The 13,729-nt window shown below is 78.3% G+C and carries 14 protein-coding genes; 7 read left to right on the top strand and 7 right to left on the bottom strand.

Annotated features, from left to right (window positions below; all coding sequences use genetic code 11):
* Positions 1-15: 15 nt before the first annotated feature.
* Entirely contained in the window at positions 16-1,863 is a 1,848-nt protein-coding gene (locus tag BUE37_RS24515) for a GmrSD restriction endonuclease domain-containing protein (RefSeq protein WP_083628574.1), read from the top strand.
* A gap of 58 nt (positions 1,864-1,921) precedes the next feature.
* On the opposite strand, the gene BUE37_RS11865 is transcribed toward BUE37_RS24515, so the two are convergent.
* The gene (locus BUE37_RS11865; protein WP_073420332.1) at positions 1,922-2,143 is read right to left on the bottom strand and encodes a hypothetical protein; all 222 of its coding nucleotides are present in this window, start codon (positions 2,141-2,143) and stop codon (positions 1,922-1,924) included.
* Positions 2,144-2,405: 262 nt separating this feature from the next.
* On the opposite strand from BUE37_RS11865, the gene BUE37_RS11870 reads away from it, so the two are divergent.
* Positions 2,406-2,609 carry a cold-shock protein gene (locus BUE37_RS11870; protein WP_073420333.1) on the top strand — a complete coding sequence of 68 codons (204 nt, stop codon included), beginning with the start codon at positions 2,406-2,408 and terminating at the stop codon, positions 2,607-2,609.
* Between the two features lie 66 nt (positions 2,610-2,675).
* Here BUE37_RS11870 and BUE37_RS11875 read toward each other — a convergent pair whose 3' ends face one another.
* Entirely contained in the window at positions 2,676-3,140 is a 465-nt protein-coding gene (locus tag BUE37_RS11875; protein WP_073420334.1) for a hypothetical protein, read from the bottom strand.
* A 97-nt stretch (positions 3,141-3,237) separates the two neighbouring features.
* Positions 3,238-3,891, bottom strand: a complete 654-nt coding sequence (locus BUE37_RS11880) for a hypothetical protein (protein ID WP_073420787.1) — start codon at positions 3,889-3,891, stop codon at positions 3,238-3,240.
* Between the two features lie 175 nt (positions 3,892-4,066).
* On the opposite strand from BUE37_RS11880, the gene BUE37_RS11885 reads away from it, so the two are divergent.
* From BUE37_RS11885 to msrB, 3 genes are read left to right on the top strand one after another with little or no spacing between them, the layout of a single operon-like run.
* Complete coding sequence (locus BUE37_RS11885) at positions 4,067-6,172, top strand: sensor histidine kinase (RefSeq protein WP_073420335.1); 2,106 nt, start codon at positions 4,067-4,069, stop codon at positions 6,170-6,172.
* Positions 6,169-6,825: a response regulator transcription factor gene (locus BUE37_RS11890; RefSeq protein WP_245794544.1), complete on the top strand. Its 657-nt coding sequence runs from the start codon at positions 6,169-6,171 to the stop codon at positions 6,823-6,825. Before BUE37_RS11885 ends, BUE37_RS11890 begins: the two co-directional genes overlap by 4 nt.
* A gap of 41 nt (positions 6,826-6,866) precedes the next feature.
* Positions 6,867-7,286, top strand: coding sequence for a peptide-methionine (R)-S-oxide reductase MsrB (msrB, locus tag BUE37_RS11895; protein ID WP_073420336.1), 420 nt, complete (start codon positions 6,867-6,869; stop codon positions 7,284-7,286).
* 107 nt (positions 7,287-7,393) lie between these two features.
* On the opposite strand, the gene hemQ is transcribed toward msrB, so the two are convergent.
* From hemQ to hemE, 4 genes are read right to left on the bottom strand one after another with little or no spacing between them, the layout of a single operon-like run.
* Positions 7,394-8,110, bottom strand: coding sequence for a hydrogen peroxide-dependent heme synthase (gene hemQ / locus BUE37_RS11900; RefSeq protein ID WP_073420337.1), 717 nt, complete (start codon positions 8,108-8,110; stop codon positions 7,394-7,396).
* 49 nt (positions 8,111-8,159) lie between these two features.
* Entirely contained in the window at positions 8,160-9,113 is a 954-nt protein-coding gene (locus BUE37_RS11905; protein WP_175562852.1) for a hypothetical protein, read from the bottom strand.
* 57 nt (positions 9,114-9,170) lie between these two features.
* On the bottom strand, positions 9,171-10,541 hold the full coding sequence (gene hemG / locus BUE37_RS11910; RefSeq protein WP_073420338.1) for a protoporphyrinogen oxidase: 1,371 nt from the start codon (positions 10,539-10,541) through the stop codon (positions 9,171-9,173).
* Between the two features lie 8 nt (positions 10,542-10,549).
* Positions 10,550-11,605: a uroporphyrinogen decarboxylase gene (gene hemE / locus BUE37_RS11915; RefSeq protein WP_073420339.1), complete on the bottom strand. Its 1,056-nt coding sequence runs from the start codon at positions 11,603-11,605 to the stop codon at positions 10,550-10,552.
* Positions 11,606-11,689: 84 nt separating this feature from the next.
* On the opposite strand from hemE, the gene BUE37_RS11920 reads away from it, so the two are divergent.
* The gene (locus tag BUE37_RS11920) at positions 11,690-12,322 is read left to right on the top strand and encodes a DUF3000 domain-containing protein (RefSeq protein ID WP_073420340.1); all 633 of its coding nucleotides are present in this window, start codon (positions 11,690-11,692) and stop codon (positions 12,320-12,322) included.
* Positions 12,323-12,441: 119 nt separating this feature from the next.
* On the top strand, positions 12,442-13,689 hold the full coding sequence (locus BUE37_RS11925; RefSeq protein ID WP_425432419.1) for an HRDC domain-containing protein: 1,248 nt from the start codon (positions 12,442-12,444) through the stop codon (positions 13,687-13,689).
* Positions 13,690-13,729 lie beyond the last annotated feature (40 nt).

Genomic DNA, 13,729 nt, shown 5'->3' on the forward strand with positions numbered 1-13,729 from the left:
ACGGGGGAGCCGACCATGCCGTTTCCGTCCGACCCTGCCGTCGCCGCCGTCCTGGCGCGCCACCGCGAACGCTCGCCGGGGTCCCCGGTGCGGTCGGTGGTCGCGAAGGCCGCCGCGCTCGGCTTCGACGTCTCCGCGCCCGGCGGGCCCGGCGACGCGCTGCGCCTCGTCGCCACCGCGCCCACCGGGGGGCGCACCACCCTCGTCGTCGACGACGCCGGGCTGACCTCCGACGACCACGCCGACCGGGGCTTCGCCGCCGGCGTCCCCGGCGCGGTGCCGACCGCCGTCGACGTGCGGTTCCCCTTCGCCGGGGCCGACCCGTTCGCCGTCCTGGTCGCCTTCTCCGGGCACGCCGCCGAGGCGCGCCCGGCACCGTGGCAGCCGGCACCGGGGCAGCCCGCGCCGTGGCAGCCGGCACCGTGGCAGGCAGCACCGTGGACCCCCACCCCGGCCCCGTTCCCGCCGGCGGCCGGCCCGGTGCCCCCGCCGTGGCCGCCGGCGCCCGCCGGGCGCAGCCGGTCCGGCCGGGTCGTCCTCGGCGTGGTCGCGGCAGCCGTCCTGCTGTTCGTCGCGGGCGGGATCGCGACCGCGGGCCTCCCGGGCGGCCTGGCCATGGCCGGCCTGGCGCTCCTCCTCGTCGGGCTCGGCGCCGTGGTCGCCGGCCGGGCCCGCTGGGCATTTATCGCCTCGCGCCGGGTGGGTGGCGCCGTGCTCGCGGCCGGGCTCGTCGCCACGGGCGTCGGCGGGGCCACCATGCCGCCCGCCGAGCCGACGGCGGCCACCGCAGCGGCGCCCGCGACCACCGCCCCGCCGACGTCGCCCTCGCCCGCCGAGGCCGGCGCCGCCGCCGAGGCCGCCGCCGTCGCCGCCGACGCCGCGGCGGGCGTCGCGGAGACCAGCGAGGCCGCCGTCGCGCCGGTCGACTCGGCCACCGGCCTGCTGACCGACGGGGCCACCCAGGCCGCCGTCGACACCGCGGCACCGACCACCGCCCTCGCCGCGCTGGCGGCCGTCCCGGTGCAGGGCCGGGCACCGCGCACCGGCTACGACCGCGACCTCTTCGGTGCCGGCTGGGTGGACACCGACCGCAACGGCTGCGACACCCGCAACGACGTCCTCGCCCGCGACCTCACCGGCGAGGCGTTCAAGCCCGGGACGCGCGACTGCGTCGTGCTCACCGGCACCCTCGCCGACCCCTACTCCGGCCGCACCATCGCCTTCCAGCGCGGCCAGGGCACCAGCGAGGCGGTGCAGATCGACCACGTCGTCGCACTCTCGGACGCGTGGCAGAAGGGCGCCCAGCAGTGGGACGCCGCCCGCCGCACCCAGTTCGCCAACGACCCGCTCAACCTGCTCGCCGTCGACGGCCCGCTCAACATGCAGAAGGGCGACGGCGACGCCGCCACGTGGCTCCCGCCGTCGCGCGGCTACCGCTGCGCCTACGTGGCCCGCCAGGTGGCGGTGAAGGTCACCTACGGGCTCTGGATGACGCAGGCCGAGCGCAACGCGATCGCCACCGTGCTGACCACCTGCCCGGGCGAGCCCCTGCCCGGCGGGGTCGTGGCGCCGGCGCGCCAGGCGGCGGCGCCGACGACGTCGGCACCCACGACCGCGGCGCCGACGACTCCTCGCCCGGCTCCCACGACGCCGCGCCCGGCACCCGCTCCGGCGCCCGCGCCTGTTCCCGCCCCGGCTCCCGCACCCGCCCCGGCTCCCGCACCCGCCCCGGCGCCCGTCTCCACCTATTACGACAACTGCTCCGCGGCCCGTGCCGCCGGGGCCGCCCCCGTCCGGGTCGGCGACCCCGGGTACGGCCGGCACCTGGACCGGGACGGCGACGGGGTGGGCTGCGAGAACTGAGGCACCGGTCCCGGACCCCGCGCCCCCGTGGCGCGGGGGCCGGGACCGGCGCCCCGGCTCAGTCGGCCAGCAGCGCGGCGTGCGCGCCGAGGCGGTGCGCGAGCGCGGCCGCGGTGCCGGTGGAGCGCAGGACGTCGGCCAGGAGCGCGGCCAGCTCGTCGCCGTCCCCCGCGCCGGGGAGCGCGGCGGCGGGCTCGTCGAGCTCGGCGGCCAGCATCGCGTCGAGGTCGGCGACGTCGAGGTCGGCCAGCTCGACCAGCACGAGCGGGGTGGTCTCCACGACGGGGCTCCTCGGGTCGGGCCGGGCTGCGTCCCGGCACCCACGACCCTGACCGCGCCGCCGCAGCGGGGTCTCACCGGAACCGCACGATCGCCGCAAGAACGGGCTCCAGGGGGCCGCGCGATGTGACCGCCGCCACGCCGGAGGAACCCGATCACGCCCCGGACCCCCACGGAGGCGTCTGTGCGGCTAGGGTCGACACGTCGGGAAGGCCCTGCGCTCTGGCAGGACCCCGATGCACCATCGCAGCTAGGAGCGAGCAATGCCCGAAGGAACTGTCAAGTGGTTCAACGCGGAGAAGGGGTTCGGCTTCGCCACCCCTGACGGTGGCGGACCGGACGTGTTCGTCCACTACTCGGCCATCCAGACCAGCGGGTACCGCTCGCTCGACGAAGGCCAGCGGATCTCGTTCGACGTCGAGCAGGGCCAGAAGGGCCCGCAGGCCGCGAACGTCACCCCGCTCTGATCTCCTGATCAGCACAGCGCCCCCGCCCGGTTCGCCGGGCGGGGGCGCTGTCGTTCGTGGGGGTGGCTACCGGGCCCGGGGCACGTACCCGCCGACGAGCGACTGCATGAGCAGCGCCCCGGCGTCCGGGCCCACCGCCCGCGCCGCGTCGGCGAAGGCCCGCCAGCGGTCCCGCTCCACGTCGGTCGGCGCGTTGGCCGCGCGCAGGTCCGCCTGCTCGAGCAGGCGCTCCCACTCCCCCTGCGGGGTCGGCCACAGCCCCGCGAGCCGCCGCGCCTCGGCGGAGATCCCGGTGATCCGGACGATGTCGCCGGCGTGGTTGGTCAACGGCTCGATGTAGCCCGCAGCGGCCAGCGCCTTCGCCGCGGCGACGACGTCGGCCTTCGCCAGCCCGCTGCCCGGGACGACGGAGCCGAGCAGGTACGGCGCGCCGCCGTGCTTGGGCTCGTCGACCAGCCGGGCGATCGCCCGCAGCACGGGCAGGTCGCGGGTGAACCAGGTGTCGGGCAGGGACGGGTCGAGCGGGGTCACGCCGTCCAGTCTCCCCGGGCACCCGGTGGCGCCCCGCCACCCGGGGTCACGGGGCGACGGGGCGGACCGGCGGAGAGGCGGACCGCGGCAGGTCCGCTCAGCGGCGGGTCAGCTGCGGCCGGGTCGCGAGGACCAGGCCCAGCACCCCGTAGCCGAGGACCAGGTGGCCGGCGCCGACGAGCGACTCCGTCGTCGCGCCCGCGACCGCGGCGACCGGGAACATGACCAGCGCCCACGTCTCGGCGAGCGCGGGCCACACCCGGGCGGCGCCGCGCCACCGCCCGGCGACCGCGATGCGGATGCCGATCGCGGCCATGCCCAGCATCGACAGCGGCCACGAGAGGTCCAGCGCGACGAAGAACGGCTCCTCGGTCAGCCCGGGCGCGACCAGCCACTGCACCGACGACCCGATCGCCAGCCCGAGCAGCACGTGCTCGGCGTGCAGGCACCCGCGGGCCAGCCGGCCGGTCCCGGTCGCCCGGGTGCGCAGCTGCACGGCCACCAGCGCGACCAGGCCGAGCTGGAACAGCAACGTCGCGGCCTTGTAGGCCGGCGGGTAGGCGTCGGTGGCCGGGTCGACGTCGGCGGTGGCCAGCAGCCCGGCCGCCCAGGCGACCGCGCCGGCCGTGGTGGCCAGGCCGCCGAGCCGGACGAGCCGGGACGGGTCGGGCGCGTGCCGCGGACCGGACCCGGGCGCTGAGCCGGGGGCGGCGTCGGTGCGGGCGGACGACGGGGTGGTGCTCAGCGACATGGGGTGCCTCCGGGGCGTGGCGCGGTGCCCCGTGGCACCGCCTGCCGGGGACCGTGCCGGGGCCGCGTCCCGGGCGGCCAGGGCGCCGGCGCACGGGCGCTCCCGCGGGTGTCCCGGCCGGGCCGGGACGCCGTGTCCCTGTCGTCCGGGACGGCCGCTCGGGCAGGATCCGCGCGTGACGGTCGGCGAGCAGGTCCCGGCGACGGCGGCGCCGGCGGGCCCGCCGCGGCGCCGGCGTCCCGTGCGCGCGCTCGCCTGGTCGGGTGCGGCCGCCACGCTGCTCGCCGTCGCCGCGACCGCGGTCCTCGACGTGCTCACCCCGGACGCGGCCCGGGCGGCCGCCGGGGCCGGGCCGGGCTGGGAGATCGGGCTGCCGGGGCTGCTGCTCGCCGTCCCGGGCGCTCTGCTCCTGTCGCGCGCGCCGCGCAACGCCGTCTCGTGGGTGGTCGCCGGCACCGGCCTGTTCTGGGCGCTCGACGGCCTGGCCTCGTCCTGGCTGACGTACGCGGTGCAGGACGACCCGCCGCTGCCCGCCGCCTCGGCGGCGATGTGGTTCGTCGGCCGCCTCGGCGCCGCGCTGCTGCTCGGGCTCCCGCTGCTGCTCCTGCTCTACCCGGACGGGCGGCTGCCCCGCGGCCCGTGGCGCGCGGTGTCGGTCGGCGCCCTCGCCGCCACCGCGGCGCTGCCCGTGCTCCTCCTGGTGACGCCGTTCACGATCGCCGCCGAGCGGGGCGGCACCCCGACGCCCGAGGTCTACCGCGGCCTCGACCTCGACCCGGCCAGCCTGCCGCTGCCCCGCGACGTCGCCCTGCCGCTGCTCGAGCTGGCCTTCCCGGCGACCGGGCTGGGCCTCCTCCTCGCGCTGGCCGTCGTCGTCGCGCGGCTGCGGGCGGCCACCGGGGAGGACCGGCGGCGCATGCGCTGGCTGCTGTGGGCCGGCGTCGTCGACGCGCTGGTGCTGCTCGGCGCCCTGCTCTTCCCGCAGGCCACCCTCGGCCTCGACCTCAGCCTGGCCGTGGGCCTCACCGGGCTGGCGGTCACACTGGGCATCCTGCGGCCCCGCGCGGTCGACATCGACCGGCTGCTCGGCGGCACCCTCGTCTACGGCGGGCTGGCCGCCGGCGTCGTCGTCGTCGACCTGGCCGTGCTCGCCGCGGCGGGCACGCTGCTCGACGGCCGCTTCGACGAGCGCAACGCCGTCGTCGTGACGCTGCTGGTGGTGGCGGCCGTCTACGTCCCGCTGCGCGCGGCGCTGTGGCGGCTGGTGCGCCGCTGGGTCTTCGGCGAGCGGGAGGACCCGTACCGCGTCGTCGCCGGCCTGGCCGAGCGGCTCGAGCGCTCCGACGGCGCCGAGGAGCAGCTCCTCGCGGTCGCCGCCGGCATCGCCGAGGCGTTCCGCGTCCCGTGGGTCGGCGTCGAGGTGGACTCCGCCGACGGCGGCCGCCTCGTCGCCGGCCACGGCCGGCGCCCGGCCGCGGTGCAGTCGCTGCCGATCGCCTACCGCGGCGAGGAGGTCGGCCGGCTGCTGCTCCCCCGGGACGGCGTCCGGGCGCACCTGGTCACCCGCGACGAGCGCCTGCTCGCCGACGTCGTCCGGCAGGCCGCCGCGGCCGCCCGGGCGAGCTCGCTGGCCGCGCAGCTGCAGGCCGGCCGCGAGCAGCTGGTCGCCGCGCGGGAGGAGGAGCGCCGCCGGCTGCGCCGCGACCTGCACGACGGCCTCGGCCCCTCGCTGGGCGCCGTCGTGCTGCGCATCGACACCGCCCGCAACCTCGCCGCGTCCCGCCCCGGGGACGCCGACCGGCTGCTGCGCCAGGCGCGCGACGACGTCGCCGCCGCGCTGGCCGACGTCCGGCGGCTGGTGCACGACCTGCGCCCGCCGGCGCTCGACGACCTCGGCCTCGCCGGTGCCGTCCGCCAGCAGGCGCAGCGGCTGCTGCCCGCGGAGGTGGCCGTGACCGTCGACGCCGGCGACCTGGCCGAGCTGCCCGCCGCCGTCGAGGTGGCCGCCTACCGGATCGTCTCCGAGGCGCTGGCCAACGTCGCCCGGCACGCCGCCGCGTCGCGGGCCGCCGTGAGGCTGGCGCGCGTCGGCGGCGACCTCGTCGTCACGGTCACCGACGACGGCGCCGGGATCGCCCCCGACCGCGCGGCCGGCGTCGGGCTGGTCGCGCTGCGGGAGCGGGCCGCCGAGCTCGGGGGCACGTGCACGGTGGACTGCCCCGCCGGGGGCGGCACGGAGGTGCGGGCGGTGCTGCCCGTGGACGGGAGGAGGTCGCGGTGACCGGGCCGGAGGAGCCGCTGCGGGTGGTCGTCGTCGACGACCACCCGGTGTACCGCGACGGGCTGGCCCTGCTGCTCGGCTCGGTGCCCGGCGTGGAGGTGGTCGGCACCGCGGCCGACGGCGCCGCGGCGGTGGAGGTGGTGCGCGAGCACCTGCCCGACGTCGTCGTCATGGACGTGCAGATGCCGGTGCTCGACGGCATTGAGGCCACCCGGCGGATCACCACCCAGGCGCCGTCGGTCGGCGTCGTGGTGCTGACGATGAGCGAGGACGACGGCACGGTGTTCGCCGCGGTCCGCGCCGGCGCCCGCGGCTACCTGCTCAAGGGCGCCGACCAGGAGGAGGTGCTGCGCGCGATCTCGACCGTGGCCTCCGGCGGGGCGGTGTTCGGCGCGGCGCTGGCCCGGCGGATCACCGACTTCTTCGCCGCCGCACCCCGCGGGCCGGAGGAGGCCTTCCCGCAGCTGACGGCGCGCGAGCGCGAGGTGCTCGACCTGGTGGCCGCGGGACGCTCGAACGCGCAGGTCGCCGCCGCGCTGTTCCTGTCGCCGAAGACCGTGCGCAACGTCGTCTCCAACGTGCTGGCCAAGCTGCAGGTCGGCGACCGGGCGCAGGCGATCGTGCGGGCCCGCGAGGCCGGCCTGGGGCGCTGAGCACGGGGAATCCGCCCGCCGCCCGGGTCGTTCCTGCAGGCATGACGACGTCCACCCCCCAGCCGAAGGTCACCAAGAGCGACGCGGAGTGGCGGGCGCAGCTCTCGCCGGAGGAGTACGCGGTGCTCCGCCAGGCCGGCACCGAGCGGCCGTGGACCGGCGAGTACGTGGACACGAAGACCGAGGGTGTCTACAGCTGCCGCGCCTGCGGGGCCGAGCTGTTCCGCTCGCAGACCAAGTTCGACTCGCACTGCGGCTGGCCCTCGTTCTACGAGCCGTCGGCCGCCGACAACGTGGTGCTGCGCGAGGACCGCGCCTACGGGTTGGTCCGCACCGAGGTCCTCTGCGGCAGCTGCCACAGCCACCTCGGGCACGTCTTCGACGACGCCCCGCAGACCCCGACCGGCGACCGCTACTGCATCAACAGCGTGTCCATCCGGCTGGAGCCGGCGCAGGGCTGACCGCCCCGCGCACGATCAGCCGGGATCACCGCAGCGCGTCCTGGCTCACCGTCGGCGGTGAGCCAGGACGCGGCACGATCAGGCGGCCTGATCGTGCGGCGACGCGGCTAGGCCAGGTCGGCGACCAGCTCGGCGACCGCCTTGCGGGTGCCGGTGTAGAAGGGCACCTCCTCGCGCACGTGCCGGCGGGCGCGGCTGGCGCGCAGGTCGCGCATCAGGTCGACGATGCGGTGGAGCTCGTCGGCCTCGAACGCGAGCATCCACTCGTAGTCGCCGAGCCCGAACGAGGCGACCGTGTTGGCCCGCACGTCGGGATAGGGGCGGGCCTGCATGCCGTGCTCCTTGAGCATGTCCCGCCGCTCCTCGTCGGGGAGCAGGTACCACTCGTAGGACCGCACGAACGGGTAGACGCAGACGTAGCGGCGCGGCTCCTCCTCGGCGAGGAACGCCGGGATGTGGCTGCGGTTGAACTCCGCCGGCCGGTGCAGCGCCATCTGCGACCACACCGGCTCCAGGCGCCGCCCGAGCGCCGTGCGGCGGAACCGGGTGTAGGCCTCCTGCAGCGCCTCCGGCGTCTCGGCGTGCCACCAGACCATGAGGTCGGCGTCGGCGCGCAGGCCCGCGACGTCGTAGGTGCCGCGGACGACGACGCCCTTGCCGGCGAGCTCCTCGAACAGCCCGGAGACCTCGTCGGCGGCCGTCGCGCGGGCCTCGTCGCCGAACGGGCGCGCCAGCCGGAACACCGACCACATGGTGTAGCGGATGAGGGCGTTGAGCTCGTTGGCCCGCTTGCCGACGCTCTTGGTCTCCGTCTGCTCGCTCATGCCCCCATCCTCCCCCGCCGGCGCGGCGGGGTGCCGTGGGATCCCGGTCTCAGGACGGGACGACGCTGAGCTGCGGGCGCTGCCTGCGGCCCGGCCGGGCGGCCAGCGCGGCGAGCCCGATCGCGACGGCGTCCTCGGCCAGCGCCGCCTGCCAGTCGGGCACCCGGGTCGCCGCCCAGCGCCGCCAGGCCAGCCCGCCGAAGGACCCGGCGAGCGCGCCGAGCAGGCCGGCCGTCACCGGGGCGGCGGCGTTGGCGCCCTCCCGGCCGGCGATGCGGCCCGCGGCACCGGCGCCGCCGAGCAGCCGCGCCGGCAGCGCCTGCGCGCTGGTCCGCGCGGGGGTGGCCGGCAGCTTGTCGCCCACCAGCTCACCGGCGACGGCGGCCAGCGCGCCGAGCCGGGTGCCCCGGCGGGATCCCGGGTCGCCGAGCACCGGCGCGGCCAGCGCCAGGGAGCTGCGCCCGCCGGTGGCCACGCCGAGGACGGCCGAGCGCAGCACCAGCCCGGGCGGCGCCGGGGTCCGACGGTCGCGCTGCTCGCGGGCCACCGGGACCGACGACAGCACGCCCTGCACAGCTGCGCCGTAGGCCAGGTGCGGCACCGCGTCGGCCACCCAGTCGGCGGCGGTCCACGTGCGCGGGTCGCTCACGCCGAGCGCGGCGACCGGGCCGTCGGTGGCCGCCATGGCCGCGGCGCCCGCGACCACCGCGCCGGTGGGGCCGGAGAACCGGACGCCGGCCGCGCGGAGCACGCTGGCCAGCACGCCGACGCCGAGCCCGGTGCCGATGCCGCTGAGCGCGCCGAGCGCCGTGCGGCGGTGCTCCCGCACGGCGCCCCGCCCGGGGAGGCCACCGGCGAGCCGCCCGGCCAGCGCGTCGACCACCTGCTCCGGCGTCTCGCTCGGCGCCCGCCCCCGCCAGAGCACGTCGGCGTAGGTGACGGCGTTGAGGACGGTGGTGCCGGCTGCCCCGGCCACCAGCCCGCGGGCGAGGGTGCTGATCACCTCCCCACCCTGCGGGGACAACGGCCGGTGCGGCAACCGGGGCCGCCGACCGCCGGGCTAGAGCAGCGCCTCCACCGCGCGGCGGGCGCCGCGGATGCAGGCCGGCACGCCGACCCCGTCGTACGCGGCCCCGGCCACGGCCAGGCCCGGCACCGCGGCCACCGCGGCGCGGACCGCCACGACCCGCTGCGGGTGGCCGACGAGGTACTGCGGCAGCCCGCCGCCCCAGCGCACGAGGTGGGCCTCCACCGGCTCGCGGCGCTCGAGGTCGAGCAGGTCGGCGACGTCGGCCACCACCGCGGCGGTCAGGTCGTCGTCGTCGCGCTGCAGCTGCACCTCGTCGCCGTAGCGGCCCACCGAGGCGCGCACCCGCAGCAGGCCGTCGCCGGACAGGTGCGGCCACTTCGACGACGACACGGTGACGCCCTTGACCAGCCGGCCGGTCACGGGCGGCACGAGCAGGCCCGAGCCCGCCGCGACCGGCTGGGCGGGGAACGCCATCGCGACCACCGCCATCGACGCGTACGGGATCCCGCGCAGCGGCTCGACCGCGTCCGGGGCGAGCCCGCCGAGCAGCCGCGCCGACTTCCCGGCGGGCGCGGCGACCAGCACGGCGTCGGCCTCGACCACCTCCGGGGCGGCCACCGGGCCGACGGCGACCTCCAGCCGCCCGCCCGCGCGGCGGATCGCGTGCGCGGGTGTGCGCAGCCGCACCCGCGCGCCCGAGGCGGCGGCCAGCGCCTGGGGCAGTGAGCCGATCCCGTCGGCGACGGTGACGAACACCGGCCCGTCGACGTCGCCGCGGCTGCGGGCGCCGGCGTCCCGGGCGGCGACGGCGGCCGCGAGCACCGAGTCGGCGCGCGCCAGCTGCGCGGCCAGCGCAGGCATGGTGGCGGCCAGCGACAGGTCGTCGGGGCGGCCGGCGTAGACCCCGCCGAGCAGCGGCTCGACCAGCCGGTCGACCACCTCGTCGCCGAGCCGCGCGCGCAGCAGCGCCCCGACCGAGACGTCGCCCTCCAGGCGCAGCGGCGGCAGGCCGGCCTCCGCGCGCACCCGCGCGACGCCGTCGTCGGTGAGCACCCCGGCCAGCCCGTCGGCCGATGTCGGCACGCCCTGCACGGTGCCCGGCGGCAGCGGGTGCCGGCCGTCGGGCAGCACGATGGAGGCCTGCGTCGTCGACGGCGCCACCAGCCGGTCGCCCAGGCCGAGTTCCGTCACGAGCTCCACGGCCTCGGGGACGCGGGCGAGCACCGCCTCGGGCCCGGTGTCGTACCAGGTGCCGGCGAGCTCGACCCGGTCGAGCTTGCCGCCGATCCGCCCGCCCGCCTCGACGACGACCACCTCGTCGCCGGGCCGCTGCCGCGACCAGGCCCAGGCGGCGGTCAGCCCGGTGATCCCGGCGCCGACGACGACCAGGCGGCGGGTCATCCGGGGGGTCATCGCGCCGAGAGCTCGTGCACCAGCTCGACGACGTGGGTGAGCACGCCGGGGTCGGTGTCGGGCAGCACGCCGTGGCCGAGGTTGAACACGTGGCCGCGCGCGGCCCGGCCCTGCTCGACCACCCGGCGCACCTCGCGGTCGACGGTCTCCCGGTCGGCCAGCAGCACGGCCGGGTCGAGGTTGCCCTGAAGCGAGCGCTGCGGCCCGACGCGGCGGGCGGCCTCGTCGAGCGGCACCCGCCAGTCGACGCCGACGACGTCGGCCCCGGCGTCGCCGATGAGCGCCAGCAGCTCGCCGGTGCCGACACCGAAGTGCACGCGGGGCACGTCGCGGTCACCGAGCCCGTCGAACACCGCCCGCGAGTGCGGCAGCACGCGCTCCGCGTAGTCGGCGGCCGACAGCACCCCGGCCCAGGAGTCGAACAGCTGCACCGCCGAGGCGCCGTTGTCGACCTGCACCCGCAGGAACGTGGCCGCCGAGACGGCGAGCCGGTCGAGCAGCCGCTGCCAGGCCTCGGGCTCGGCGTACATGAACGCCTTGGTGCGGGCGTGCTCCTTCGACGGGCCGCCCTCGATCAGGTAGGTGGCGAGGGTGAACGGCGCCCCGGCGAAGCCGATGAGCGGCGTCGGCCCGAGCTCGGCGACCAGGCGGCGCACCGCCGTCGCGAGGAAGTCCAGCCGGTCGGGCTCGAGGCCCGGCAGCGCGTCGACGTCGGCCACCGTGCGCACGGGGTCCGCCACCACCGGCCCGACGCCGGGCTTGATCTCGATGTCGACGCCGGCGACCACCAGCGGCAGCACGATGTCGGAGAAGAGGATCGCGGCGTCCACGCCGTGCCGGCGGACCGGCTGCAGGGTGATCTCGGTGACCAGGTCGGGGTCCTGGCAGGCCTCGAGCATCGCCGTCCCGGCGCGCAGCGCCCGGTACTCCGGCAGCGACCGGCCGGCCTGCCGCATGAACCAGACCGGGGTCCGCTCGACCGGCAGGCCGCGCGCGGCCCGGACCAGGTCCGAGTCGGCGGGGGACGTCGGGCGGGCCTCTGCGGTGGTCACGACGGTCGATCCTCCCAGACCGCCCGGGGCCGGACGTGCGGCGCGTCGGAGACAGACCGGGCCCGCGACACCTACCCTGCCAGCGTGGAGCCACGCAGCACGGCCGGGACCCGCGAGGTCACGGGCGCGCACGGGCCCGCCGAGCCCCCGCCGGCCGAGTTCGCCGCGGGCGTCGCCGCGCTGACCGCGCTGCGGGTGCGCCCCGAGATCGTCGTCGAGCAGATCCCCGCGCCGCAGCGGCTCGCGCCGTACGCGCACGCGCTCGCCGCGCGGATCACCGAGGGCGACGGCGACGACGAGGTGGAGCTGGCCGTCGCGCGCTTCATCGTGCTGCACGACCCCGCGGGCCACGAGTCCTGGAACGGCACCACCCGCTGCGTCGGCTACCTGTCGGCCGCCACCGACGAGCACATGGTCGACGACGCGATGTTCTCCGAGGTGGCCTGGAGCTGGCTCACCGAGGCGCTGGCCTCGTCCGGGGCGGCCGCGCACACCCTCGGCGGCACGGTCACCCGCACGGCCTCCACCCGCTTCGGCGACCTGGCCGGGCCCGAGCACACCGTCGACGTCGAGCTGCGGGCGTCCTGGACCGCCGGCGACACGGCCCTCGACCGCCACCTCGACGCGTGGCTGGAGGTGCTGGGCAACGCGGCCGGGCTGCCGCCGCCGGGCGTCTCCCTCCTGGGCCCCTCCGGCACGGTCGGGGACGGCAACTAGGATCGGGCACGGGGAGTTCCGGACTCCCCGGGTCCGCGCCGGCCGGTCCGATCCGCCGGGCACAGCGACTGTGGCGGACGCACGGACGAGAAGGTGGACGGCAACTGAGCACCGAGCCCCTGCCCGACCCCGCTGGCGAGGCCGGTACCGAGGAGACCGACGGGCCCGCGCCCGTCCCCCTGCTGGCGCCGCGTGACGGCCTGCCGCCGGTCCTGGACACCGCCGCGGCCGTCGCGGGCTACGCCGACGCGCTGCGCGCCGGGTCCGGCCCGGTCGCCGTCGACGCCGAGCGCGCCTCCGGCTACCGGTACGGGCAGCGCGCCTACCTGGTGCAGCTGCGCCGCGCCGGCGCGGGCACCGGGCTGGTCGACCCGATCCCCCTGACGCTGCCCGACCTCGCCGTGCTGCAGGACGCGATCGCCGGCGAGGAGTGGGTGCTGCACGCGGCCAGCCAGGACCTGCCGTGCCTGGCCGAGATCGGCCTGGTGCCCCCGCGGGTCTTCGACACCGAGCTGGCCGCCCGCCTGGCGGGGCTGCCCCGCGTGGGCCTGGCCGCCGTCGTCGAGTCGCTGCTCGGGTACTCGCTGGTCAAGGGCCACTCGGCCGCCGACTGGAGCACCCGCCCGCTGCCCGAGGAGTGGCTGGTCTACGCCGCCCTCGACGTCGAGGTGCTCGTCGACCTGCGCGACGCGCTGGCCGCGCTGCTCGAGGAGCAGGGCAAGACCGAGTGGGCGCGGCAGGAGTTCGCCGCGGTCCTCGCGGCCGGGCCGCCCGCGCCCCGGCAGGACCCGTGGCGGCGCACCTCCGGCGTGCACGGCCTGCGCAGCCGCCGCCAGCTGGGGATGCTGCGGGCGCTGTGGGAGGCCCGCGACGACCTGGCCCGCCGGCGCGACGTCGCCCCCGGCCGCGTGCTGCCCGACGCCGCCATGGTGTCGGCGGTGCAGGCCGACCCGCCGTCGGAGTCCGCGCTGCTGGAGCTGCCGGTGTTCCGCGGCCGGGCCAACCGCCGGCTGGTGAGCACCTGGTTCGGGGCGCTGGCCCGCGGGCGGGCGATGCCGGACTCCGAGCTGCCGCTGCACAGCCGCCCCGGCGACGGCCCGCCCCCGGTGAACCGCTGGGCCGACCGCGACCCGGCGGCCGCCACCCGGCTGCAGGCCGCCCGCGCGGGCCTGGCCGAGCTCGGCGAGAAGCACGCGGTGCCGGTGGAGAACCTGCTCTCCCCCGACCTGGTGCGCCGGCTCATGTGGACCCCGCCCGAGCCGCGCGACGCCGCCGCGGTGGCCGCGGCGCTGCGCGCCGGCGGGGCGCGCGAGTGGCAGGTCGAGCTGACGACCGGCCTGCTCACCGACGCGCTCGCCCGCGCCTGACACGACGGAGGGGCGGCCCCGGGGGAACCCGGGACCGCCC

The organism is Geodermatophilus nigrescens (assembly GCF_900129495.1).
Taxonomy (GTDB): Bacteria; Actinomycetota; Actinomycetes; order Mycobacteriales; family Geodermatophilaceae; genus Geodermatophilus; species Geodermatophilus nigrescens.